This window comes from Halosimplex rubrum, assembly GCF_013415885.1.
In the GTDB taxonomy this organism is placed as follows: Archaea; Halobacteriota; Halobacteria; order Halobacteriales; family Haloarculaceae; genus Halosimplex; species Halosimplex rubrum.
In genome coordinates, this window is sequence record NZ_CP058910.1 from 1,581,203 (window position 1) to 1,605,491 (window position 24,289).

General features: G+C 66.8%; 24 protein-coding genes. 12 read left to right on the top strand and 12 right to left on the bottom strand.

The genetic code is table 11. The annotated features are described in order from the left end of the window. Window positions 1–49: 49 nt before the first annotated feature. The 4 genes from HZS55_RS07800 to HZS55_RS07815 all read left to right on the top strand — a co-directional run bounded on the left by HZS55_RS07800 (window position 50) and on the right by HZS55_RS07815 (window position 3,178). Window positions 50–502, top strand: coding sequence for a hypothetical protein (locus tag HZS55_RS07800; protein ID WP_179911129.1), 453 nt, complete (start codon window positions 50–52; stop codon window positions 500–502). A 141-nt stretch (window positions 503–643) separates the two neighbouring features. Then, complete coding sequence (locus HZS55_RS07805; RefSeq protein WP_179911130.1) at window positions 644–1,693, top strand: aminotransferase class I/II-fold pyridoxal phosphate-dependent enzyme; 1,050 nt, start codon at window positions 644–646, stop codon at window positions 1,691–1,693. Then, complete coding sequence (locus tag HZS55_RS07810; protein WP_179911131.1) at window positions 1,680–2,426, top strand: adenosylcobinamide amidohydrolase; 747 nt, start codon at window positions 1,680–1,682, stop codon at window positions 2,424–2,426. Before HZS55_RS07805 ends, HZS55_RS07810 begins: the two co-directional genes overlap by 14 nt. Window positions 2,427–2,500: 74 nt before the next feature. Further along, window positions 2,501–3,178, top strand: a complete 678-nt coding sequence (locus HZS55_RS07815; protein ID WP_179911132.1) for a cob(I)yrinic acid a,c-diamide adenosyltransferase — start codon at window positions 2,501–2,503, stop codon at window positions 3,176–3,178. A 35-nt stretch (window positions 3,179–3,213) separates the two neighbouring features. Here the strand turns inward: HZS55_RS07815 and HZS55_RS07820 are convergent, their stop codons facing one another. From HZS55_RS07820 to HZS55_RS07830, 3 genes are all read right to left on the bottom strand, one after another. Then, the gene (locus HZS55_RS07820; protein ID WP_179911133.1) at window positions 3,214–4,929 is read right to left on the bottom strand and encodes a hypothetical protein; all 1,716 of its coding nucleotides are present in this window, start codon (window positions 4,927–4,929) and stop codon (window positions 3,214–3,216) included. Further along, on the bottom strand, window positions 4,926–5,735 hold the full coding sequence (locus HZS55_RS07825; RefSeq protein ID WP_179911134.1) for an ABC transporter ATP-binding protein: 810 nt from the start codon (window positions 5,733–5,735) through the stop codon (window positions 4,926–4,928). The genes HZS55_RS07820 and HZS55_RS07825 overlap by 4 nt, the downstream gene beginning before the upstream one ends. Window positions 5,736–5,808: 73 nt before the next feature. Continuing rightward, entirely contained in the window at window positions 5,809–6,615 is an 807-nt protein-coding gene (locus HZS55_RS07830) for a class I SAM-dependent methyltransferase (protein WP_179911135.1), read from the bottom strand. Window positions 6,616–6,788: 173 nt separating this feature from the next. Between HZS55_RS07830 and HZS55_RS22990 the strand changes: the two genes are divergently transcribed. The 4 genes from HZS55_RS22990 (at window position 6,789) to HZS55_RS07850 (ending at window position 11,135) form a co-directional block, all read left to right on the top strand. Further along, the gene (locus HZS55_RS22990; protein ID WP_394353557.1) at window positions 6,789–6,962 is read left to right on the top strand and encodes a histidine phosphatase family protein; all 174 of its coding nucleotides are present in this window, start codon (window positions 6,789–6,791) and stop codon (window positions 6,960–6,962) included. Window positions 6,963–7,033: 71 nt separating this feature from the next. Beyond that, the gene (locus tag HZS55_RS07840; RefSeq protein WP_179911136.1) at window positions 7,034–8,641 is read left to right on the top strand and encodes a cobyric acid synthase; all 1,608 of its coding nucleotides are present in this window, start codon (window positions 7,034–7,036) and stop codon (window positions 8,639–8,641) included. Between the two features lie 30 nt (window positions 8,642–8,671). Then, complete coding sequence (locus HZS55_RS07845) at window positions 8,672–9,529, top strand: alpha/beta hydrolase (protein WP_179911137.1); 858 nt, start codon at window positions 8,672–8,674, stop codon at window positions 9,527–9,529. Window positions 9,530–9,821: 292 nt separating this feature from the next. Continuing rightward, on the top strand, window positions 9,822–11,135 hold the full coding sequence (locus HZS55_RS07850; protein WP_179911138.1) for an MFS transporter: 1,314 nt from the start codon (window positions 9,822–9,824) through the stop codon (window positions 11,133–11,135). A 52-nt stretch (window positions 11,136–11,187) separates the two neighbouring features. Here HZS55_RS07850 and HZS55_RS07855 read toward each other — a convergent pair whose 3' ends face one another. Then, complete coding sequence (locus HZS55_RS07855) at window positions 11,188–12,858, bottom strand: cellulase family glycosylhydrolase (RefSeq protein WP_179911139.1); 1,671 nt, start codon at window positions 12,856–12,858, stop codon at window positions 11,188–11,190. 195 nt (window positions 12,859–13,053) lie between these two features. On the opposite strand from HZS55_RS07855, the gene HZS55_RS07860 reads away from it, so the two are divergent. Further along, window positions 13,054–13,824: a nucleotide-binding protein gene (locus HZS55_RS07860; protein ID WP_179911140.1), complete on the top strand. Its 771-nt coding sequence runs from the start codon at window positions 13,054–13,056 to the stop codon at window positions 13,822–13,824. 57 nt (window positions 13,825–13,881) lie between these two features. Here HZS55_RS07860 and HZS55_RS07865 read toward each other — a convergent pair whose 3' ends face one another. After that, window positions 13,882–15,114, bottom strand: coding sequence for an RNA-guided endonuclease TnpB family protein (locus HZS55_RS07865; RefSeq protein WP_179911141.1), 1,233 nt, complete (start codon window positions 15,112–15,114; stop codon window positions 13,882–13,884). Between the two features lie 55 nt (window positions 15,115–15,169). On the opposite strand from HZS55_RS07865, the gene HZS55_RS22795 reads away from it, so the two are divergent. Together HZS55_RS22795 and HZS55_RS07870 are read left to right on the top strand one after the other, a co-directional pair. Then, window positions 15,170–15,304: a hypothetical protein gene (locus HZS55_RS22795; RefSeq protein WP_281373053.1), complete on the top strand. Its 135-nt coding sequence runs from the start codon at window positions 15,170–15,172 to the stop codon at window positions 15,302–15,304. Window positions 15,305–15,490: 186 nt separating this feature from the next. Next, window positions 15,491–15,823, top strand: a complete 333-nt coding sequence (locus HZS55_RS07870) for a hypothetical protein (RefSeq protein ID WP_179911142.1) — start codon at window positions 15,491–15,493, stop codon at window positions 15,821–15,823. A gap of 111 nt (window positions 15,824–15,934) precedes the next feature. Here the strand turns inward: HZS55_RS07870 and HZS55_RS07875 are convergent, their stop codons facing one another. Both HZS55_RS07875 and HZS55_RS07880 read right to left on the bottom strand, forming a co-directional pair. After that, window positions 15,935–17,047, bottom strand: a complete 1,113-nt coding sequence (locus HZS55_RS07875) for a hypothetical protein (protein ID WP_179911143.1) — start codon at window positions 17,045–17,047, stop codon at window positions 15,935–15,937. A 32-nt stretch (window positions 17,048–17,079) separates the two neighbouring features. Next, the gene (locus HZS55_RS07880) at window positions 17,080–18,291 is read right to left on the bottom strand and encodes an outer membrane protein assembly factor BamB family protein (protein ID WP_179911144.1); all 1,212 of its coding nucleotides are present in this window, start codon (window positions 18,289–18,291) and stop codon (window positions 17,080–17,082) included. A 209-nt stretch (window positions 18,292–18,500) separates the two neighbouring features. On the opposite strand from HZS55_RS07880, the gene HZS55_RS07885 reads away from it, so the two are divergent. Further along, window positions 18,501–19,109, top strand: a complete 609-nt coding sequence (locus HZS55_RS07885) for a hypothetical protein (RefSeq protein WP_394353558.1) — start codon at window positions 18,501–18,503, stop codon at window positions 19,107–19,109. A gap of 4 nt (window positions 19,110–19,113) precedes the next feature. On the opposite strand, the gene HZS55_RS07890 is transcribed toward HZS55_RS07885, so the two are convergent. From HZS55_RS07890 to HZS55_RS07910, 5 genes are all read right to left on the bottom strand, one after another. Further along, window positions 19,114–19,407, bottom strand: a complete 294-nt coding sequence (locus tag HZS55_RS07890) for an amphi-Trp domain-containing protein (RefSeq protein WP_179911145.1) — start codon at window positions 19,405–19,407, stop codon at window positions 19,114–19,116. Between the two features lie 128 nt (window positions 19,408–19,535). Then, entirely contained in the window at window positions 19,536–20,396 is an 861-nt protein-coding gene (locus tag HZS55_RS07895; RefSeq protein WP_179911146.1) for a DUF7260 family protein, read from the bottom strand. Beyond that, window positions 20,386–21,627 (bottom strand): ABC transporter substrate-binding protein, encoded by a 1,242-nt coding sequence (locus tag HZS55_RS07900; protein ID WP_179911147.1) that lies wholly within the window; start codon window positions 21,625–21,627, stop codon window positions 20,386–20,388. The genes HZS55_RS07895 and HZS55_RS07900 overlap by 11 nt, the downstream gene beginning before the upstream one ends. 2 nt (window positions 21,628–21,629) lie before the next feature. After that, window positions 21,630–22,910 (bottom strand): ABC transporter substrate-binding protein, encoded by a 1,281-nt coding sequence (locus HZS55_RS07905; protein WP_179911148.1) that lies wholly within the window; start codon window positions 22,908–22,910, stop codon window positions 21,630–21,632. Window positions 22,911–22,912: 2 nt separating this feature from the next. Continuing rightward, a complete protein-coding gene (locus tag HZS55_RS07910) occupies window positions 22,913–24,226 on the bottom strand; it encodes an ABC transporter substrate-binding protein (RefSeq protein ID WP_179911149.1) in 1,314 nt (437 codons plus the stop codon). Window positions 24,227–24,289 lie beyond the last annotated feature (63 nt).

The following is a 24,289-nucleotide window of genomic DNA, read 5'->3' on the forward strand; positions in this document are numbered from 1 at the left end:
CGGTCCGTCCGTGGGAAACCCTCAATGGGCTCACCGCCGAAGGTGGGGTATGTCATTCGATCCAGCGGTGCCCGACCCGCCGAGACTCGACGCCGCCGAGGACCCGGGCGACTACGACGCGGTCGAGGAACCGGAGACCAGGACCGGCGAGGAGGGGCGCCGCGAGGCGCTCGCGGAGTTCCTCGCGGAGGGCGCCTGGGAGGACGCCTTCCTCGAGTGGGTCGACAACTCCTACCTCGACGACGAGCAGTTCGAGGCCGCCCGCGAGCTGGGTATGGTCGCCGCGCTCGACTTCTACTGGAACGAGACGGCCGGCGACGTGGGGTATCTCGCGCCCGAACTCGCCGACGAGTTGCCCGACCCCTGGGACGACCGGCTCGGCCGGGCCGACCGCGCGGACATCGACGAGGCGATCGACGAACTCGGCCGGACGACCAGCGAGGTGCTGGAGAATCGCTACATCGACCGCAGTTCCGAGGTGTTCGGCTACACCTGGGAGTGAGCGGTCGCCGCGAGCGGTCGGCCGGACCGTGTGGCGAGCGAGATGGCGCTCGCGGGCGTCGCGAGCGCCTGTCTGGGAGATCCGTCGAACCAACGGCGGGCGGAGCGGGAGCTTCATGTCGCCGCTGGCCGACCCACCGGTATGGACAACGAGGCGGTCGCGCGGCTGGCCGGGACGGCGGTGACCCACGGCAGCAGCGACGACCCCGACGCCCTCGACTTCAGCGCGAACGTCAACCCCGAGGTGCCCGACGGCGTCGCCCAGGTCTACGCGGAGGCGCTCGACGACGCGCGGACCTACCCGCCCGAGGACTACCCCGACTACCGGCGGGCCGCCGCCGGCTACGTCGACTGCGAGGCCGGCGACGTGGTCCCGACGGCGGGCGGGCTGGCGGCCATCCGCCTGGCCGTCGCGGTGACGGTCGACCCGGGCGACCGGGCGCTCGTCCCCGAACCGAGCTTCGGCGAGTACGCCCGCGAGGTCGAGCTGCAGGGCGGCGCGGCGGTGGCGGTCGACCACGACGCCCTGTTGGAGCGCGACCCCGGCGAGTTCGCGCTCGTTCTCCTGTGCAACCCGAACAACCCGACCGGCGACGCCTACGAGCCGGGGGCGCTGGCCGACTTCGCCGACCGCTGTCGCGCGGCGGGGACGCCGTTGCTCGTCGACGAGGCGTTCCTGGGGTTCACGGACCGGCCGTCGCTGGCGGGCGAGCCGGGCGTGGTCACCGCGCGGTCGCTGACGAAGCTGTTCGGGCTGCCGGGGCTGCGTGCGGGCTTCGCCGTCGCGACGGGCGAACTGGGTGACAGGGTCCGGACGGCGGCGATCACCTGGGGACTCGGCTGGCCCGCGGCCGCCGTCGGCGCGCACTGCATGGACAGCCCGGGATTCGTCGCCGAGACGCGCGACCGCGTGGCGAGCGAGCGCGAGCGGCTACGGGCGGCCTTCGACGGCGACCCGCGGTTCTCCGTGTATCGGCCCGACCCGCCGACGGAGGACGCGACGGCGCCGTTCCTCCTCCTCGATTGTGAGAGCGACGACGGCGTCGAAGAGCTGCTCTCGCGGGCGCGGGCGGCCGGTATCGAACTCCGGGACGCCCGCTCGTTCGCGGGGCTGGACTCGCACGTCCGGGTCGCCGTCCGGACGCCCGCCGACCACGACCGGCTGCTGGGGGCGCTGGATGTTCGAGAGTAGGGTGTCGGCGGACGTGTTGCGGGTTCGGCGACCCGACACCCGCTGGCTCTCGACCGGCTTCGCGGGCGGGTACCAGCGGGCGGACGCCGCCTACAACTGTACCGTTCCGGAGGGCTTCGACCGGACGGATCTCTCCGCCTACGTCGCCGAGCGCCGCGAGCGGGCGGGCTTCTCCGACGAGGGACCGGCGATGCTGACCGGCGTCGAGTTGCGACACGCCCGCCGCGCCCGGCTGGACGGCGTCGAGGTCGTGGCGACCGCGGGGATCTCGAACCCGGCGCACCTCTCGATGGACGGCGAGCGGGCGGCCGAGCGAGCGGACTCGGGCGGCGGCGAGACCGGCGACGACCCGCCGCGGCCGGGGACGGTGAACCTCGTCGTCGGGACGACGCGGGCGCTGGACGAGGGCGCGCTGGCGACGCTGCTGGCGACGGCCGTCGAGGCCAAGACCGCGACGCTGCTGGCCGAGACCGGCTTCACCGGGACCACGTCGGACGCCGTGGTGGTGGGGTCGGACCCCTCCGGCGAGCCCGCGGCGTTCGCCGGCAGCGCGACGCCCGTGGGACGGGCCACGCGGGTCTGCGTCCGTGACGCCGTCCGGGCGAGTCTCGCCGCGCGGTACGGGGGGATGGCCGGTGACGGGAGCGGCGACGCGGTCCCCGAATCCGTCGCGGCGGCGGAGTACGGCGTCCGTTCGAGTGGACGGGCGGCCGTCTCGCGGGTCGGCCAGTAGCGCCGAGCGCGTGGACGAGCGGCCGGGACCGCCCGGTCGAAGCGGCTACGAGGCTGGGGGGCGACGCCATCGACATGAGCGACGACGCGACCGCGGACGGCGATCTTCGAGGCGACGACCCGCTGGAACCGCGACCGATCGAGCCGGCGGCGCCCGAGGCGTTCGGGCTGACACAGGTCTGGTGGGGCGACGGCAAGGGCAAGACCACTGCCGCCATGGGGATGGGGATGCGCGCGGCCGGCCACGGCTACCGCGTCCACATGCTCCAGTTCATGAAGGGCGGCACCAGCACCGTCGAAGACGTGCGCGGCGAGTACAACGCCATCGCGGCGCTGCCGGGGTACTCCTACGAGAACAGCGGCCACTACGGCTGGCACCGCTTCCACGACGGTACCGACGACGACGAGCACGCCGCCCGCGCTCGCGGCGGCTTCGAACGAGCGCGCGAACTGGTCGACGCGGCGGGCGAGGCGGACCTGTCCTCGCCCCTGCCGCTGGACGGTCCCGCCGACGACGGCGTCCACATGCTGATCCTCGACGAGATCTGCTACGCGGGCAACCGCGGTCTGGTCGACCCCGACGACGTGCGGGAGCTGGTCGAGTCCAAACCGGCGGACCTGGAACTCGTCCTGACCGGCGGCCACGAGCGCCCGGAGTTCGCGACCGACCTCGCGGACCTCGTGACGAACGTGGGCAAGGAGGCCCACCCGATCGAGTCCGGTCACAGCGCCCGCAAGGGGACCGAGTTCTGAGACTCCGGCGCCGTGCGTTCTCGGGGGAACGCCGATCAGGCGAGTTCGTACCGGTCGAAGGTGCGGACGGCGTAGCGATAGGACAGGGCAGGGAGGAGCAACAGCACCACCAGCGCGACGGCGCTGACGGTGAAGAGCGCGCTCGGCGCCAGCGACACCTCCGAGGAGAGGACGAGCGAGGCGATCGCGCCGATCAGCGTCGCGCCGAGTTCGCGCGCGCCTTCGAGGCCGACGAAGACGGCGGCGACGGCCGCCAGGACGACGTGGGCGCTGAAGAGGACGAACGCCCACGGGCTGGGGACGACCGCTTCCATCGAGCGGGTGACGTTGGTCGCCTCGAAGCGGGGGAAGGCGGTCCCGATACCGACCGAGAGGCCGGCGGCGACGACCATCGCCACGGGCGAGAGCCCGACGAGGATCGCCGTCTTCCCGGCGCCCACCGGGCTCAGCGCGGCGACGACGCCGACGAGGACCGTCCCGACGGGGACGGCGACGATCAGGCCCGCCAGCACGTGCGCGAAGACGAACGCCCGGCCGGTCACCTCGCTCAGCATGGTGGTCGCGAGCACCGACCCCTGGTCGCCCAGCGGGTTGAGGGTGAAGACGACGCCGCCGGCCCAGGCGACGAACACGAGGAGGGCGTAGGGCAGGTACACCGGGATCTCGCCGGTCTGGAGGATCTCGACGAACGCGCCCGTCCCGAAGAAGAGCGGATAAGCGGCGTACATCAGCTTGAGCGGGGCGCGGGCGGCCCGGCGCCAGGCGAGGACGGCCAGCGCCGCGGTCGGTCGGTCGACGACCGCTTCGAGTCGGCGGGCGAGCCAGTCGTCGTCGGCGGTCGCCGCGGCGGTCGCGCTCGCCGCCCCGGAGGTATCGGATTCGGCGGGGTCGGGGTCGTCCTCGCCGGCGAGGGCGGGGTCGGCGAACCAGTGACGCCTGGCGACCCAGGTGCCCGCGGCGAGGGTGACGGCGGCGAAGCCGACGGAGGCGGCGACGGCCGCACCCGCTCGCGTCGCGTCGGCGGCCACGTTCGGCAGGCCGAGCAGTCCCAGGTCGGCGAACCAGCCGACGGGCGAGGCGGCCATCGGCTCGAAGATGGCGCCCACGGCCTGGTTGAGCGACCCGCTGACGATGGCGGCCATGTAGACGACGAACACGAGGGCGATCAGGCCGTTCTTGTGGCGGGCGACGAACGGGAAGCGGGTGACGACGTGGCGGATACCGAGCCCGAGCGCGTACGCCGCGGTGGCGACGGTCGCTCCCCCGAGGACGAGGGCCAGCGGGACGCCCGCGGCCGGCCAGGGCGTCCCGGTGCCGAGCGCGAGGCCGACGCCGGCGCCGGCGGCGGGCAGCAACGTCCAGATCAGCAGGTAGACGAACTCGCTCGCGACGAGTCCGAGGTAGGCCTCGACGGTGGGGACGACCGTCAGGACCCCGTCGGCGTTGGTGAGCGTGCCGCGCTGGCCGACGGCGCGGACGGCGAAGACCACGACGGCGATGGCCCACATGACGCCGACGAACCCGCGGGCGGCTTCCGCCGTCGCCGTCGGTGCGAAATCGAGCGACCCCGAAGCGAGCGCACGGCCCAGCGCCCGACCGCCGTAGCCGCCCCCGGCGGTGAGCCCGAGCGTCAGCAGCGCGAACAGCCCCACGGAGACGATCGAGGTCGCCCAGCTGTCGGGGTCCGTCCGCTTGCGGACCATCCGCCGTACGTCGATGCGGGCCAGTCGGAGGCTGTGGCCGGCGTTCATGACTGGGTGTCCGGCGTCGTCGCGCTCGCTTCGGCGGCGGTCGCCTCCTCGGTGTGGTCGGTCGTCACCTCGAGGAACACGTCCTCCAGCGACCCCGCCTCGCCGCGCTCGGCGCGCTGTTTGAGCCGGTCGGGCGGTCCCTCCGCGACGAGGTCGCCGCGGTGGAGGACGCCGACGGTGTCGGCCAGCTCGTCGACGACCGGCAGGATGTGCGTCGAGAGGAACACGGTCGTCTCGCCGCCGGAGAGCTCGGCGACGAGGTCTTTGACCGTCCGGGCGGCGCGGGGGTCCAGCCCGCTCGTCGGCTCGTCGAGGAAGAGGACCGGCGGCTCGTGGATCACCGTCGCGATCAGTCCGACCTTCTTGCGCATCCCCGTCGAGAAGCCTTCGAGCCGGCGGTCGGCCTCGTCGGCCAGCGAGAAGCGGTCGAGATAGCGGTCGATGCGGTCGCGGGCCTGCTCGCGAGGTATGTCGTGGAGGGCGGCGACGTGGCGCAACTGTTCGCGAGCGGTCAGCTCGTCGAACAGCGGCGGTTCCTCGGGGAGATACCCCACCACGGAGATCAGCTCCCGGCGGTCGGTCACGTCGACGCCCATCACGTGAGCCGACCCGCTCGTGGGCCGGGTGAGCGTCGTCAGCATCCGCATCGTCGTCGTCTTCCCGGAGCCGTTGGGACCGAGGAAGCCGTACACCTCGCCCTGGTCGATCGACAGGTCGAGGCCGTCGACCGCCAGCACGTCGCCGAACCGTTTCGTCAGATCGCTCGTCTCGATCGCGAGACCGTCTGGGGGACGTTCGGGGGCCATATCGCCCTGTTCACGCGTCTGACCCTTATGTGATCGGTCGGCCTGACAGGATCTCGGTATCGGACGGGGGCGGTCACCGCAGGTCGGCGCGGAGACAGAGCGACCGCGGCGGCCGCTCGGCGAGGTCGGCCACCTCCTCCAGCAGTTCGTCGTCCAATCGCTCGGAGAGGTCGGGCTCGCGCAGGGCCGTGAGCGCGAACCCGGCGTCGAACAGCGGGTCGGTGAGCGCGTCGAGCGGTCGCCGGTGGAAGGTCGACGGGGCGGCGTCGTCGCCGCCGGTCCCATCCTGCTGTCCGTCGGGCACCGACCCGTTCCAGTAGAGGTCGTAGCGTTCGGTGTCGACGTAGGTCGACGACCCGGAGTCGGCGTCGACGGCCGGACGAGCGTCGAGCCCGTCGATGGCCCGGGTGTCGGGATAGGACGCCTCGCGGGCGACGAGGTACTCGTGGAAGGGGTGGTGGGTCGAGCAGACGACCGAGCCGCCGGGGCGGACCAGGCGGGCGAACGCCGCGGCGACGGGTTCGAGATCGGGGAGGTGCGAGAGGACGTGCTGGCAGAGCACGAGGTCGAATCCGTCGTCGTCGAGGAAGTCGAGGCCCGTCGCGAGGTCGCCGCGGCGGAACTCGATGCGGTCGCGGTCGCCGTAGCGTTCGCGCGCGGTCTCGATCATTCCCGCGCTCGCGTCGACGCCGACCACGTCGGCGCCGCGGTCGGCGAGCGCGGCGGCGTGGGTGCCGTCGCCGCAGCCGGCGTCGAGGACGCGCTTCCCGCCGAGGTCCGGGAGCAGTTCGTCGACGGTTGGCCACAGCACCTGTGCGCGCCACGGGACCGCGGCGTAGTCGCTCCAGTCGTCGGCGAGGTCGTCGTAGTGGTCGGACATGTGAACGGCGCTCACGAACGGATGGATCCAGTCGTCACTTCAGTGGTTCGGACAGGCCGATCTCGCGTGCGTGCCCGACAACTGCCGCTGGGACCTGATCTCTGTCGCAACTCGGGAGAGCTGAGGAGCGAAATCAGAACCACCATACATCCCCGTTCGGTCTATCGAAGGAAATGACAACTATCGTTACAGTCCGACACGGCGAGACCACGTGGAACCGGGAGGGGCGATTGCAAGGCTGGGCGCCCGTCCCACTCACCGGGTACTGCTCGATCACCGAGTTCGAGTTCGACCACGAGACGGATGCGGTGCGGGTCGTTCGCGAGAACGATACCGGCCACTGTTGACTCCCTCCGACGATCGACCGATCCCCGGCCCGTATTTACCGCTCGGTCCCGAACCGACGAGCGACTCCCGGATGACACGGACGATCCTGATCGCGGGCACGGCCAGCCACGCCGGCAAGAGCACCGTCGCCGCGGGGCTCTGCCGGTACCTCGCGGATCGGGGCGTCGACGCGGTGCCGTTCAAGGCCCAGAACATGAGCAACAACGCCCGCGCGGTGCCGAAAGCGGAGGCCGTCACCGACGACGGCGAAGCCGACGCTGCGGCGTTCGGCGAGATCGGCGTCTCCCAGTACGTCCAGGCCCGCGCCGCCCGCGTCCCGTCCACCACGGACCACAACCCTGTCCTGCTCAAACCCCGCGGCGACGGCGAGTCCCAGCTCGTCCTCGACGGCGAGGCGGTCGCCCACTACGAGGCCGGCGAGTACTACGACGACCACTGGGAGCGCGCCCGCGAGACGGCCCGCCGCGCCCACGAGCGACTCGCCGCCGACCACGAGGTCGTCGTCGCCGAAGGTGCGGGGTCGATCGCAGAGCCGAACCTGCGCGACCGGGACCTGGCAAATATCGAGACCGCGCGCTTCGCCGACGCCGCGGTCCTCCTCGCGGCCGACATCGAGCGCGGGGGCGCGTTCGCCAGCCTCGTCGGCACGGTGGAACTGCTCCCCGACGACGTGCGCGAGCGGGTCGCCGGCGCCGTCCTGACGAAGTTCCGCGGCGACGAATCGCTGCTCGACCCCGCCATCGAGGAAGTCGAGGAGCGAACTGGTGTCCCCATTTTGGGCGTGATCCCCCACGACGACCCCGGGTTGCCCGCCGAGGACAGCGTCGACCTCCCCGCGGAGGGTGAGCGAGCGATCCGCGGAACCGACGACGGCGTCCCCGACGACCGGGCGGTCGCCGTCGCCGTCCCACGAGTGCCCCGGATCTCGAACTTCACCGATCTGGAACCGCTGGCCCGCGAACCCGGGGTTCGGGTGGTCTACCTGCCGCTCGACGCCGCCCTCGACGACCCCGGGGCCGTCGGCGCCGGTACCGGTCGCGGGGCCGACGCCGTCGTGTTGCCGGGCACCAAGAACACCGTCGACGACCTCCGGGCGCTGCGGGCGGCGGGCTTTCCCGAGCGACTCCGCGCGTTCGACGGGCCGGTCGTGGGCCTCTGTGGCGGCTACCAGATGCTCGGCGAGCGCATCACGTCCGCCGGCGTCGAGAGCACCGACGACATCGATTCCCTCGAAGGTATCGGCCTCCTCCCGGTCGAGACGCGCTTCTCGACGGACAAACGGGTCGAGCGAGCGACCCGTCGTATCGACGGCGTCGGTCCGCTCGCGGGCGCCGCGGGCGAGGTCTCGGGCTACGAGATCCACATGGGCGAGACGCGCGTGCTCGACCGGGGAGGCGACACCGGCGCCGCGGTCGACCGGCCGTTCCCCGACGCCGGGGCGGGCGCGGCGACCGACCGAGTGCTGGGGACGTATCTACACGGACTGTTCGAGAACGAGACCGCTCGCGACGCGTTCGTGGAGCGTGTCTTTTCCCACGTAGGTATCGAACGGTCCGACGGCGGTTCGGCGGCGGGGTCGCCGTACGACAGGGCGGCCGACCTCGTCGCGGGGCTGGGACGGGACACGCTGGCCGAGGGCCTCGGCCTGGGCGCGCTCGCCGACGAGGCGGGCCGGTAGACTGACCGGTCCGGCGGCCGTGGATCGGGTATGTCGCTCCCCTCCGTCGACGACGCCCGCGCGTGGATCGATGCCCGCTCGGCGCGCGGACTCGCGCTCCGGGTGGCCGTAGCGGTCGCCGTCCTCGCGCTGGCGGGTGGCCTGGCCTTCTACGCCTACTTCGGTGTCTTCGCCCACCACGCTCCCGAGGAGGTCCGGGAGTCGGTCCGCGCGGACGGGAACGTGACGGTGACCGAGGAGTACGGCGGGTTCGTCGTCTCGGACGCCGACCCCGGCGTCGAGCGCATCGGCGTGGTGTTGTACCCGGGCGGTCGGGTGGCGCCCGACGCGTACCTCCCGACGGCCGCGCGGATCGCGACGCGGGCGAACGTCACCGTCGTCGTCCCGAAGATGCGGGCGAACCTCGCGGTGTTGTCGATCGGGCGGGCCGACGCGGTCCTCGCGGGCGAACGGAACGTCTCGCGATGGGTCGTCGGCGGACACTCCCTCGGTGGGGCGATGGCGTGTCGGTACGCCGGGTCCAATCCCGAGGCCGTCGACGGTCTGCTGCTCGTCGGCGCGTACTGCGACCAGCCGGTCCGCGGGATGCCCGCCCTGGCGGTTCTCGGGACGCGCGATGCGGTGCTCGACCGCGAGCAGTTCGCCGACAGCCGGGCGAACCTGCCGGCCGACGCCGCCGTCGAGCGCATCGAGGGGATGAACCACTCCCAGGCGGGGCACTACACCGGCCAATCCGGCGACCGTCCGGCGCGGATCGAGACCGACGCGGCCCACCGTCGGCTCGCGGGGGTCGTCGCCGACTGGCTCTGCGCCGGGCTCGACCACTGCGCGGCCGACGCCTCGCCGGACGACGGGACGGCCGCGCTCGCGCGGCCACCGTCGACCTGACACCGCCTCCCGAACCACCGAGTGCGCCGGACTGTTCCCGTGTGGGTCTACCGCTCGACGGCACCGTCGCTCGGCGGTCCGCTACCGGTCGCGCGCGAGCGCGCCGACGGCCCCACAGGGGAGGGCGACAGTCGGGCCACGGCCGTATCGCCGACGGGCTCGGACATTTCGAAATACGTTCGATCGGTTAATCGGTGGGAAACAACCCGATCGTTTCTAAATCTGTCGAAGCCATGCAGTATTTGCGAACTCGATCGGAACAGAATTACGGACGTGCTATTTTCGGAGGAGTATGAGTGTGCATCGGATACGTGGCAACTCGCGCCGGGGGCTGGTGTCGGCGACGCTCGGCTTCTTCGTTGGGTTCGCCGGCGTCGTGTTGTACGGGCCGGTCGCGACGGAGTTCGAGTCGGCGATGGGGCTGTCCGGGCTGGCGCTCGGGTTGCTGGTCGGTGCGCCCCAGCTGACGGGGTCGCTGCTGCGGATCCCCTTCGGCGCGTGGGTCGACGAGGTCGGCCCGCGCAAGCCGTTTCTGGTCCTCCTGACGCTCTCGATCGCCGGGATGGCCGGGCTGTCGGCGCTGCTGGTGACGGCCTATCCCGACGGGCTGACGATGGAGCTGTACCCGCTGGTCTTCCTGTGTGGCGCCCTGAGCGGCTGCGGGATCGCCACCTTCTCCGTGGGCACCACCCAGACCTCCTACTGGTACCCGAAGGACCGCCAGGGGACGGTGCTGGCGGTGTACGCGGGGCTGGGCAACAGCTCGCCGGGGCTGTTCACGCTCCTCGTCCCGATCGCGCTGTCGGCGCTCGGGCTGACGACGTCCTATCTCGTCTGGTTCGCGTTCCTGGTGGTCGGGACGGTCGCCTACGCCGCGCTGGCGGTCGACCCGCCCTCGTTTCAGCTGCGCGAACAGGGGCTCGATACCGGCGAGGCGCGTCAGCGGGCCGAAGCGTACGGCCAGGAGCTGTTCCCGGGCGGGGACGCCTTCGCGTCGGTCCGCGAGGCCGCGGCGATCCCGCGGACCTGGGGGCTGGTCGCGCTGTTTTTCACTTCCTTCGGTGGCTTCCTGGCGCTGACGGTGTGGTTGCCCTCCTACTGGACGGCGATCCACGGGATGGGCGTTCAGGGGGCGGGGGCGCTGACGGCCATCGCGTTTACCTTACCGGCGGCGATCCTGCGGGTTCCGGGAGGGTACCTCAGCGACCGCATCGGCGGGGAGGTGACGGCGGTCGGGAGCTTCGTCGTCGTCGGCATCGCGGCGCTGGGACTCGTCGTCACGCGGACCTACGGGACCGCGCTCGGGGCGACGGTCTGTCTGGCCGTCGGGATCGGCGTCGCCAACGCCGCCGTCTTCCAGCTCGTCCCGAAGTACGTGCCCGAAGCCGTCGGCGGCGCGTCGGGACTGGTCGGCGGCCTCGGCGCGTTCGGCGGGTTCGTCGTCCCGCCGCTGTTGGGGCTGTTCGTCGACAGCTTCGGCGAGTCGGGCTACGCAAGCGGGTTCGTCGTCTTCGTCGCACTCGCGCTCGTCTCGGTCGCGCTCTCCGAGCGGCTCTACCGCACCCGCGCGAGCGTCGGGGTCGACGCCGCGGCCGCCGGGGAGTGACCGCCGGTCTCGGCGACCGAGTCGGCGTCACTCGCCGGTCACCCGTCCCGAGTCACTCGACGACGAGTTCGACCGTATCGGTCGTCGTCTGACCGGTGTTGTCGGTCGCGGTCAGCTCGACGGTGTAAGTGCCCGCCGAGTCGTAGGCGTGGGACGCCCACCAGCCTTCGGCGCTCGTATCGTCGCCGAAGTCCCAGGCGAGCGCGTCGACCCAGCGCTCGTCGCCGGCGGTGTCGCGGGCCTCGAACTCGACGGTCTCGTCGACGGCCGGTCCGGTCGTGCTCGGGTCGGCTTTCGCGACTTTCTCGGTCGGCTCGGTGACGGTGATCGCCAGCCCGTGGGTCGTCGACTCGCCGGCGTCGTTCGTCGCGGTGAGCGCGACCTCGTACTGGCCGGGGCCGTCGTACTGGGCGTCGACCCACCAGCCCTCGCCGGTGGTGCCGTTCCCGAGGTCCCACTCCAGCGTCGAGACGTGGCGGTCGTCGCCCGAGGTGTCGCGGGCCTCGAAGTGGACCCAGTCGCCCGCGGTCGCCTGGGTCCTGTCCGGCTGCAAGCGCGCGATGGGGTCATCGGAGGTCTCGGCGAGCCACTGTCTGATGAACCCGCCGTGTTCCTCGGGCGCCGAGCGCAGCGTCCACTCGTCGGCGCCGCCCGGGCCGGGGGAGTCGAACATCGTCGGCGCCCACGAGTCGTCGAAACACCAGGCCGCCCAGCCCATGTTGTCGTAGCTCTCGACCCACTCGCGGAAGGGCTGGCCCCAGTCGGTGTTGGTGCCGTAGTCGAGGCCGTCGCTGTAGGGGTCCCAGCCGAACTCGGTGACGAAGACGGGCACGTCCTCGGCGGGCGCGCCGTAGGTGTCGTCGAACTCGTCGGGCTGGCCGTTGTCCGGGTAGATGTGGGCGGCGTAGATCAGGTTCTCCCCCTCGAAGGGGTACTCCGGGGCGAAGTTCGTCCGGGAGGTCCAGCTCGGCGACCCGATGACGATGGGGGTCTCCGGGGCGTCCTCGCGGACCATGTCCACCCACGGCTGGGCGGTGTCGCGCCACAGCAGCCACTCGTCCTCGGGGCTCTCGACGGCTTCGCCGTTGTCGCTCCAGAAGATCGGGTAGGTGGGTTCGTTGAACAGCTCGTAGCAGACGTGCTCGTCGTCGGCGAACGCCGGTGCGACGCCGCCCCAGAAGGTCCGGACGATCTCGTCGGGGCTGGTGTCGTAGTCGGCGTCGTCGGCCGCCGCCTCGGTGTAGGGGTGGATGACGTGGAAGTCGATCAGCGCGTAGATGCCCCGCTCGCCCAGCAGGTCGACGACCGGCCGGAGCACGTCGTCGATCAGCCCGTCGACGCCGAGCTGGTCCACGTCCCACTGGGTGACCGGCAGGCGGACGACGTTGGGGTACCAGCCCCGAGCGGGGTCGCTCGCCCAGTCGACGACCTCCTCGGGCGTCTTCGGGTGGGTCCCCTCGACCTCGTAGAAGCCCATCGACGCCGTCGCGAGGCCGCGGAGTCTGACCGGCTCGCCGTCGGCGTCTCTGACCCACCGGCCGTCGGTGTGCAGTCGCGAGGGCGCCCCCTCGTCGTTCGCCGCCGCGGTCCCCGCGAAGCCGCCCAGCGCGACGCCGGCCACGCCCGCCCCCGTCGCTCGCAGGACGCCCCGCCGCGTCGCCGTCCGTTCCCATGTGCCCGTTCGCCGCTCGTCTGATCCGTGCGGATCGATATCTGGTGTCATGCCACTTTTCCATCGGAACGACACGATGTAATACCATAGTCGAGTGAAACGTCGGGCCGCTGAAACTCCTTGGATTTCACAGTGTGGAACGGCATAGGGCGCGTGAGGGTGTCTTCGGCCCGACGGGGTGCTCGCGCGCCAACTACCTGTCGCTCACACGAATGTTTTTAAGCCAGGGGGAACCACCCCGACGTGATGGTCGAGGCGTTCGCGGTCGCCAGCGGGAAAGGGGGGACCGGCAAGACCACGAGCACGCTCGCGCTGGGGATGGCGCTGGCCGAGGAGTACGACGTGACGGTCGTCGACGCCGACATGGGGATGGCGAACCTGCTCTTCCACGCCGGGCTCGCCGACGTGGAGACGACGCTGCACGACGTGCTCGTCGCGGGGGGCGCGCCGGTCGACGCGGCGGTCTACGAGCGCCACGGGATGCGGGTCGTCCCCTGCGGGACGAACCTCGCGGACTTCGAGGCGGCCGACCCCGCGCGCCTGCGCGAAGTCGTCGCGGCGCTGGCGGCCGACACCGACGTGCTCCTGCTCGACTCGGCGGCCACCCTCTCCAGTCGGGCCGCGGTCCTCCCGGTCGTGCTGGCCGACCGGGTGGTCGTGGTCCTCGAACCGACGATCCCCGCGCTGTCGGACGGGCTGAAGGTCCAGGAGTACGCCACCTCCTACGGGACCGAGACGGCGGGGATCCTCTTCAACAAGGTCAGAGACGCGGACGCCATCGAGCGCATCGCGCCGAAGGCCGAGCGGTACTTCGAGGGGCCGACGCTGGCGACCGTGCCGGCCAGCGACCGGGTGCGGGCGGCCCGACGGAACGGCCGGCCGCTGCTCGCCCACGCGCCCGACAGCGAGCCCGCCAGCGCGTACCGCGAGGCCGCAGCGACGCTGTCGGTCCGCGACGGCGACTCCGGGGCGGTCGCGGACCGCTTCCGCAGCGCGGTCCTCCCCGAGTCGCCGTGACATCCTCTCCCGCTACGACCGCGGGACTCCCTACAAGGGAAGTATTGGAGTGAGGTCTCAGGACGAAAATGCCGTGAGTTTCATCTGTCCGGATCTCGGACTCGGCTCACGGTGTCCTGCGGCGCTGTCACTGGCGCTCCCATCCCGAGGTGAGTCATCGCGGTCCGGTTCCCAAGGAACGCTCTCTCCCCACGGGTCAACGCGAGCGGCGACATTCGCACTCGCGTTAATATCTGCTTGGAACTCTGTTACCCAGCATGCACTGTTCGTACAGTGAAACTCCGCTTGCGATGGTCTTGCGCCGAGATGTCCGCAGGCATGGCATATCTGCGATGTGTATGCCGGATTCACGAACTGAACGGGGATTCCTTCCTCCCGAGCTTTGTCTTCGATACGCCCGGTAAGTCGAGCGAATGCCCACGTATGCAAGCGGCGGTTCATCCACTTTCCGTAGTCTATAGATTCTCGAATATTAGTGAGATCTTCCAAAACGATGATGGGATCTTCGAACTGCTGAGCATACTCTACCGCTCGTCGAGACGCTTTCTCAACGATATCGGTGAGCGCGTTTTGGAAATAGTCCCTTCGCTCGTCGATCTTCTGATCTGCCCCGCGTGTTTCTAACCGTCGAAGCGTCGTGAACATCTCCTTTCGGAGCTGTCGTGCCCGGCCACCATCGAACAGCATTGGCTGGGTCGGCTTCCCATCCTGATAGGCACAGCCTGTCAGGAGTTTGGACTCCCCAATATCGAATCCAACTGGGGTTTGATCGGTTTCCCGATCTACTTCTGGAGCATCGTATTCGACAGTGACGTGTAGCACCCAATTAGTGCGACACTCCTGTAACCGGAATTCGCCAACGGTCATGTTTCCCTGATACAGGTCGTCCCACAACTCACGCTGTGCTGGATTTATCCGAAGCGGGATCCAGAAACTGTTACCCCATCCGGCTTGCGGAACTCGCCAACAAAATTCGTGGGTTCGGTCCTTCGATCGGTCGAGTTTCCAGCCTCGGTTCGTGAACCTAACGGGGTGGTCGTCATCTAGTTCAGCGGCAGAATGTGTCTGGCGAAGCTGTGGGACTCTGGACTTGAGTGCGTCCTTTGCGTATGATGTGAGTCGGTATTCAGTGACGATGTCGTTGACTGCTGACTGTGTCTTTGCTCCGCTTTCGAATGCCGCTCTCAATGCGCGACGATACGTCGCTGTTGTCCGCTGTAGCCGTCGCTCTTTGTGTGCAGTCGGTGGCGCGAGTGTTGCTTCAAGCGTCTTCGTGATCGTCTCGCCCACAGTAGTACTTTAGACTACATAATAGTTAAATCTAACTAATCACTATTACTGATTGATGCCAAACCTTAATATCGAAGTAGATGAGGAAGAGTTTGAACGACTTACGGAAATTAAAGAAGCTCACGGCCTAACTTGGCGTGGACTCGTTATTCAGGGAGCACAGAAATTGGATACTGATGGCCCCCTGTGATGGTGTAGAGGTTTACTTTCGAATCCCACTCCCAAGGATTAGCGTCTAAACGGGTCAATGAAGTCTGATTTCATATCTCTTCTCAGCAGATTGCTCAATACACAGGAGCGTTTAGAACGGCTAATTACCCCGATTTTCTCGCACTTCCCACTAAGGTTTAACTAGCATTATAAATAATTGGGGTATATGGATCACGCCAATGGTGAAGACATCACGGACAATAACCACTTAGCTGAAGCAATTAACGTGACAAGGGAAGGGAGCGCCCCACCTGGATCAGCTGGCTATGATGAGCCAGATAGTGCAGGGGCTGGAATGACACTCCGGGATTCGTGTTTCCATGTGGCAATTAACGAACTCCAGAAGATCCATTCTGCCCCACAAGAGAGCCAAGAAGAAATCAACCGCGTACTGCAGATGCTTCAAGAGGCACAAAACGCAGACAATGAAAGACGTGCCCGTGTTATGGCGAAGGCTCACGAACTCCTACAGGATGTGTGGGTACCACCGGAGCAGTAAACGGCCGGCGCAGGCCAGGCACTCATCGCTCAGTACATACCTGCACAGAGCAAATTCAGGAAGCGAAAGACAGGGTATGTGAACTGCTGTATGACACCCTCAGCTGCTGTCCTATCCAAAGAAATCCCGTAATGGTGACGAAGTGTACGCGACTGGCGTTTCGCCAATTAAAATTAGGACACCAACACTCTCTTCTTCTCCAATAGGAAATCCGACATTTGACCCTGCATCTAGTGTGTAAGTTGCTACTTCACCAATCCGATCTTCGCCTATTGTTGGTACGACAAGGGCCCCCTGCTCGTCATCTGGTCCTTTCGGTTCTTGTTGTACTTTAGTCACATGTTGTAAAGCACCATACTCTTGCCCTGGCCATCTGAAAACGACTGCGCGGCTATTCCATACGCCGACTTCACTTTGCGCTATAACATCAAATGAAACCTCCATATTCTCTGTCACCTCAGTTATTTCAATGTCGTACTGGGGGGCAACAGAAGGTGCGACAGTGAATGACTCCGAACTGCTTACAGTGTCCAGTGTCACCTCCTGTTTGCTGGTCCAATAGTCGCCATGTCTTACTCGCCACTGAAGTGTTGAGTCTTCTATGTTAATCGCAGTTTGGGGAGAAGTTTCGCGTACATCCGCGAGATCGACAGATGTCGGGTTCGAAAATTCGAATATGATTTCAGATCCCTGTGTGGAACTTGGTGTAGTCCACTCATTGGGTTCAACAGCGACATCAACATCTGAAGGCGGTGAAATAGGAATATCTTCGGCGGTGTACGTCGTCCCTTCGAGTGGCTCTGAAGCAAATCCCACGAATTCAATTCCTGCGCCGGGTGCAACACCATATGCTCGCTTACCTCTATTCTCATCAGAAAGTGTCAGGTCAACGTCGGGGATTGTAGACCAAACTTCAACTGCCTCCGTAGCGATAATTCGTTGATCCCCGGTGTTCTGTAGTTCCCACGTCTTTTGATTTTGGTCAGGGGGCTCATCGCTCACCTTTTCAACCTGTAACCCCGGCCTCTCCGCTTTCGTGGTTGCTGTTGTGGTATCCGTATTTTGATCTGTTTCAGATTCTGGTGTTGATGTCGGTGTTTGTTCTGGTGTGTCAACATCGGGTGCTTCTGCTTGGTCGGACTCCAAGATCCCGGAGCATCCTGCTAATGTAGTTGTTAGTCCGGCTGCGGCAACCAGGAATCGTCTTCTATTCTTATCTTGCATATTGGTAGTTAAGAGGCAGGTGAGAAAAATATTTACTGGAATCCCCAAATATCGGGTCCACTGAGAACAAACGCTCTCTCGTTCGTAGCTGCAATATCAACAATTGGGTCATAAAATACACGTTGGCCGGTAAGTTTCCGTGTATTTAGATTGTACTGATACATACCGTGTTCAACTTGCGGAAGTAGTGGATTATTTGAGTGTTGATATGGGATGAATACAGAATCGTTAGTTACCTTCGGTCGTTCTACGGTCCGTTCATCTATCTGGGTGCCCCACCTGTGCTCACCAGTTCTTGAGTCAAGGATGTGAATTTTACCACTCACTGGATCATCAAACACTATGTGATTATTACTCATTGAAATATTATAATCGGGTTCTTTTTCCAAGGTATATTCCCAACTAAGTGTCCCGTCTGTGGGATTAAGACTTACAACTTTCCCTTTTCTATCATTATAATTTGTACTGTGAACGAATAACAGGTTATCTCGGGAAAATTTCAGCCAGATAGGACGGCGGTCAGGGTTGAACCGCCACTCTGGATTCCCAGATACGCTGTCGAGTGCTACAATGACGCGTTCGTTCGCCTCATTGACTCCTGATAGATAGATGTGGCCTGCGCCTGCTGCCATACGTTGGATGTTGAAATCGCTTATCCAGGCAAAATCATCAGTTCCCCACTGATAATCTCCTGTACGTGCGTTGTAAGCGAGTAATTCGATTTTATTAGCCTCTCGACAGACAGTTTCAGTTTCGCCATCCAAGACCGGTATCATATTGATGGGTGATTCGGGCAGTTTTCCCTTGTCCAATACCTCTCCAGTCTCGCGGTCAACAGAGGCGACTGGCTGTCCATCGGGGTACCGTCCCCCAGCGATAAACACTGTTTCGTCAGTATGTGAGATTGCGTACGGACGTGTGTAGGTCGTGATATCGACCTCCCAGTTGACTTCGCCCGAATCTGGACTGCGAGAAAAGACACTGCCAGATGTAGTCCAAAGTGTGTTACTATCGGCTATGGCCAATGATTCGCGGTCATATTTATCTCCGGGATCGTTGCGGCAAAACCGGCAAGAATTGTATGTTTGCTTTGTCCAGGCTGGTTCAAGTTTTGGAGTGATCAAATACTTACTTTGCTCATCTGCACATCCGGTTTCATGGCAGTAGCCTCGGCCACCAAGATAGCCAGCTCCAAGAACAGTTCCTAGGCTGGCAATCAATGCCCGTCTTGACGGCTTCCACATAGTAAAGAAGCGTAACTCACAAATGATAATTTTAGCGGTGACTCTTTGCTACTTTTCTCGACTCTGTAGGTTTAATTTTGGAGAGTAATGTAATAATTACTTATACAATGTCTGGAGTATGATGGTCAATACGTACGTATACCTACTAGCTGATTCATTCTTAACACCTCAGAAATAAACTCGCGTATAGACTTACGAGGCTCTCTTGTTTGAATCAAGAACGGATATCAATAGAAGGGCGACTCCTGCGCTCGCGAGTCGTCGAAGACCCGCGGACCGTCCTCGTCGACGCGCTCGACCGCGAACTCACGGGCTACGCCGTCTTCGAACCGCAGGACGCGCTCCTGCTCGAAGCGAGCGGCCGCGGCGTCGTCACCTTCCACGCGGGCGTACCGGTCGTCGCCTACCACACCGGCACCGACCGCGCCGGACCGCCGGCGCTCGCGGACCTGGCCGCGGAGGGACCGTATCGCCTGCGGCTGTTCGCGCTCGCGCCCGCCGACCTCGAAGCCGTCAACGACCGGTCCTCGTTCCGGGTCCCGCCCGGTATGGCCGCCGAACGGCTCGCGGGCGACCCGGCGCTGGCCGACCGGACGCGCGAGGCCGCGCCGGCCGACCGGTCGACTGATACGGCGGGCTCGTCGGGCGGTGCCGACGACGACGCGGCCGGCGACGACGCTGTCGGGTCGGGCGAGCGCCAGCCGGGGGCCGTCGAGGCGTTCCTCGACGACGCCGAGAAGATCGAGGCGATCCGCGAGCAGGCCCGCACCGAGGCCGCCGAGCGGGCCGACGAGTGGGGCTTCGACGACGTGGCCTGACACCCTATTCGACGGCGGGCGCTTCCTCGTCGGGGCGGCCGGGGAGTTCGAGTTCGATCTCCAGCTCGGGGTCGTCGACGCCGTCGAAGTCGACCTCCAACTCGACGGGTTCGCCGAACGCGAACGGGAGCTCCCACTCGTCGGTCGCGATCGTCAGTTCGTCGCCGTTCTGCAACTGTTCGCCGAGGTCGACCAGGAACGCGCCGGCCTCGCTCGCGTCGAGGCGGTAGGTCTGTTCGAACTCGCGCCCGCTCCTGATCGTCGTCCGTCCGTCGTCGGATTCGTCCGTGTCAGACATGGTTCGTGACTTCGACCGCGTGTGACTTCGTACCGGGACTCATCGGAGTCATTTAGGCAAGCCTAAATCAAAAAGGGTGCGGTTCCGCCCGGTCGGTGGTCGGGCGAGCCGCGGCCGCGGCTCGCCGGTCACGCTCTCCGGACGAGGTGGGTCCGGACCGCCCGCCGACAGGACCGACAGGTCTCGGCGAGCCGGGCGACCGTCGACAGCACCGGGTAGTCGACCGGCAGTTCGTCGTAACAGAACGCGACGAGGTCGCGGTGGCGCACGCCGGCGTCGGGCGTCTGGTTCGTCGTCGCCGCCAGCGTCGACTGGCGCTCGCTCGCGAGTTCCTCGCACCGGTCCTCGAACCCCGCCAGCCGCCGGTGGCGCCGGGCCAGCGGGTCGAATCCGACCTCGCTCAGCGGCGTCTCCTCGGCCTCGGCGATCCACGCGGTCGCCGCCTCGACGAGCGCGACCGCCGACGAGAGCCCGTCGGCCTCCCGGTCGAGCGCCGCGAGCACGGTTTCGGTCTCGCCCGTGCGCGCCTCGACCGCGCCGAGGACGCCGCGTTTCACCGCCGGCGAGAACGTCGTCTCCGTCGCCGGCGCGAGCGCCGCCGCGACCGTCCCGGGCAGTTCGGCGCGGAGCGTCTCCGTCAGCGGCTCCGGCTCGTCGATGTCCGCGACGCTGTGGGGACGGACCGTCTCGTCGAAGGCGGTCCGGACCCGGCGACAGCGGTCGGGCGTCGACGGCGTCCCGGCCCGCCTGCCCCCGCCGGAGACCGCGACTCCCGGCGCGGCCGTCGGCATCTCCGTCCCGATCTCGGCGACGCGGTCGGCGAACGCCTCGTAGGCGTCGACCTTCGCGGCGAAGGCGTCCCGTTCCGCCCGGACGCGCTCGCGGGCGCGGTGGAGGTGGGTGTCCCCCGCCGCGACTCGGTCCGGTCGGACCGGGTCGATCGGTCGCCACCCCGACGACTCGGGGTCGTCGCGCGGTTCAGGTCTCACCGTTGACGATGTCGGCGACGCGCCCGCGGTCGAACAGCTCCGCGTCGCTCGTTACGTCCCCGAACTCGTCGGGGAACAGCTGTTTCGCGGCCCGTTCGGTGAGGAACAGGTTGTGGATCGGTCCCTGGTGGAGGTAGCCGCCGCGGTAGACGCGGCCGTTCTGGACGGCGGTGAGTTCGCCGCCGACCGGGTGGTCCTCGATAAACTGAACGACGGTGTCGCGGAACTCGGCGGCGGACTTGCGTTCGTGGCCGCGGATCAGCAACACGTCGGGGTCGACCGTGAGGAGGTTCTCGTAGTCGAGTTCGCCGCGGTTCTCCGTGCTGAGGTTCTCGATGCCGGTGCCGGCGAGCGCGTCGCCGACGCCCAGGTCGCGCCACTGCTTTTTGCTCGTCCCCTTGTCCGTCAGCCGGTACGGCGAGAACGTCTCGGGTTCGTTCGTGCCCTCGAAGGTGAGCATCACGCTCGGGCGCTCGCCGGCCGGCGGGAGTCGCGTCTGGACCCGGGTCAGGAAGTCGTCGTGAAGCCGTCGGAACGCCTCGAAGCGCTCGCGCTCGTCGAAGACGGTCGCCACCGTCTCGAAGGCGTCGTACAGCGAGTAGTAGCGGTAGTCGTGCCACGAGTCCGACCGGCGGAAGATCAGGTTGCCGACGAACGGCGCGACGTTGCTTCCGATCTCGTCGACGTCCGACTGGTCCCAGTCGAACCAGTTGACGAGCATCTCCGTGTCGTACAGGTGGACGTCGGCGTCGAGCTCGTAGAACTGCTCTTTCGTCCGGACTTCCGGGTGGCGTTCGAGCGGTTCCTGGTCGACGCTCACGCCGGGCAACTCGTCGTAGACGTAGGTGTAGTAGCGGTCGGCGCCGCCGCTGCCGAGCATGCCGTCGGCCTGCCCGAGCGCGACGGCCATGTCCGCGAACTCCCCGCAGAAGGCGATCCAGTCGCTCGGGACGGCGTCGAACGTCACCTCGCCGGCGGGTTCCATCGTCACCGAGTACGACTCCGTCGCCGTCGCAGCGTCGCTATCGGTCGATCCCTCGCTCGAAGTGGCCGTCGGCTCCGGCGTCGGGGTGGCCGTCTCCGTCGACTCCCCACCGCGGTCGTCGGTCGGCGTGGACTCGCCGGCGGTACAGCCGGCCACGAGCCCGCCGCCGACGGCGGCGCCGTATCTCAAGTAGTCGCGTCGCGTCGGTGCCTCGACTTCGCTCGTCTCGCTGGTGTCCTCGCTCATGATCAGATGTCTCCGTTGACGATGTCGCGAACTCGCTGACGGTCGAACAGACGGTGCTCTTCCGGAACGTCGGGAAACGACTCAGCGTCGAACGCGCCGAACGCCTCCGGGTAGAGCTGCTGAGCCAACAGCTCCGTCTGCAGCAGGTTCACCAAGGGCCCCTGCGAGCCGAACGCGCCGGGATAGACGTTGCCCTGCTGCACTGCCGTGAGCTGGCTCCCGACGGAGTCGGCTTCGAGCGGTGCGACGTACTGCTCGCGGAACGCCTCGGCGGAGAAGCCGTCGCCGTCGCCGGTCGTCCCGATCCCCCAGTGGAAGACGAGTATCTCCGGGTCCACTTCGAGGAGTTGTTCGTAGTCGATCGTCCCGGCCTCGACCAGATCCGCGGGGAACGCGCTGTCGACATCGAGATCCCGGTACGGTTTCATCTCGACGCCCTCAACCCGTGTGTCCATCGGGTAGAACGTCCCCTCGTTCGGGTTCGACGCGCTGTTGACGAGCCCGACCTCAGGGCGCTCCGGGGCGGGCGGGAGCCGGGAGTCGATCTCCGCCTGCACCGAATCGTGGACCGCTGCGAGCGCCTCGTAGCGCTCGCGCTCCTGGAACAGGTCGGCGAGGCGTTCGAGCGCCTCGTACAGCGAGTAAAGCCGGTAGTCGTGGAACTCCCGGCGGCGGAGGATATTGTTGCCGAAGAACGGCGCGACGTTCTCCCGGATCTCGGCGGTGTCCTCCCGACTCCACGTGTCGTCCCATCCGGTCTTGTGGAGATAGTTGGGGTCCATCAGGATCACGTCCGGATCCTGCTCGTAGAAGACCTCCTTGTCCCAGTTCGTGGCCGAGAGTGACTCGGTTTCCGAGAGCGCCGGGACGTCGAGGCCGAACGGTTCGAACAGGAACCCCGGGATCATGTTCGTGGCGGTCAGGAACCCCTCGCGGTGGCCGAGCGCGAACGCCATGTCCGCCCACTCGCCGTTGTTGACGATGTACGTCTCCGGTACCTCGTCGAACGACAGGCAGCCGACGGGTTCGATGCAGGCCTCGTAGCCGCCGGTCGTCGTCGGCTCCGCCGTCGTGGACGGCGCCGCCGTCTCGGAGTCGGAACCGGTGGACGCCGTCGGCGTCTCGGTCGGCGTAGCGGTGGAACCGCGCTCCGCGCCGTCGGTCGGCGTGGACTCGCCGCCCGAACAGCCCGCGAGCAGGCCGCCGCCGACGATCGCGGCGCCGTAGGTCAGGTAGTCTCGCCGTGTCGATGCCTCGGTCGTGTCGGTGTCGTCGTCGCTCATGGTCAGATATCTCCGTTGACGATGTCCGCGAGCCGCCCGCGGTCGAACAGCTGTTCGCTCTCCGAGAGCTCTCCGTATCCGGGATAGGTGCCGAATTCGTCGGGGTAGAGTTGCTTGGCGGCCATCTCCGTCTGGAACATGTTGATGATCGGGCCCTGATACGGGGTGCCGCCGACGTACAGGTCGCCGTTTTCGACCGCGGTCACCTGGCTCCCGACGGGGTGGTCCGACAGCACCTCCCGCTGCTGTTGAATGTAGTTCTCACCCTGGAAATCGCGATACGTGACGCCGAAGTTGAAGATGATGACGTCCGGGTCGTACTCGAGGAGCCCCTCGTAATCCACGATCACGGAGGATTGGCCGTCGTAGGCGCCTTCGAACGCGTCGACGACGTTCAGGTCGCGGTACTGTTTCTTCCCCCAGGTCTTCTCGACCGCCGATTTCGGGTTGTAGACGACCCATCCGTCGCGGTTCTCCGGGTTGTACTGTCCGTTCACCAGCGCCAGCGACCGGCGCTCGCTTTCGGGGGGGACACGCGAGCGAACGTCGTCGACGAACGGCTCGTAGAGGTCCAACAGCGCCTCGCCGCGCTCTTGCTCGCCGAACAGGGCGGCGTATTCCGGGATGTACTCGGGCAGGGAGAGGTAGGGGTACGGCTCGCCGTCGGGCCAGTGGGTCCAGCCCCCGAAGCGCTTGCGTCGGCTCTCGTTGCCGAACCAGGGAGCGACGTTCTCCCGGATCTCTCGGGCCTCGCCGCGCTCGAGCCCGTAGATCGCGATGAGGGGGTTCGGATCGAACGCTATCAGGTCCGGGTCGAGTTCGTACAGCACCTCGAGGTCGGTGTCGCGGTCCGAAGTCGTGAACTTGGCGAGGTCGTCGGTCGCGGGCGCCGAGACGCCGTCGAGGAAGTCGTAGAACCCCGTGTACCAGAACTGCGGGTCGGCCATCCCGACGGCACCGTCGGCCTGCCCGAGCGCGGTCAACACGTCCGCGCTGAACCCGAGGCCGCCCACCCACGAGGACGGCGGCTCGTCGAGCGTGAGTTCCCCGACCGGTGGCATCGTCGCCGTGTAGGACTCCGGTTGCGTGGGTGTCTCGGTCGACGACTCGGTCGCCGTCGCGGTCTCCGTCGGGTCCGACGCCTCGGTCGGCGTCGGCGTCTCCGTCGGCGTGTCCGCGTCCGTCGACCCCGCACTGTCGCCGGATCCGCCGCCGCTCGCACAGCCGGCGAGCAGTCCGCCGGCGACGATCGCGCCGCCGTAGGTCAGGTAGCCTCTGCGCGTTGGTCCCTCGTCTGCAGGGTCGTCTCTCGACATATGTTTTAGGCTCGCCTAAAACCATATAGTCGCTTCGGTATTTAGGCCGACCTAAAATTAGGG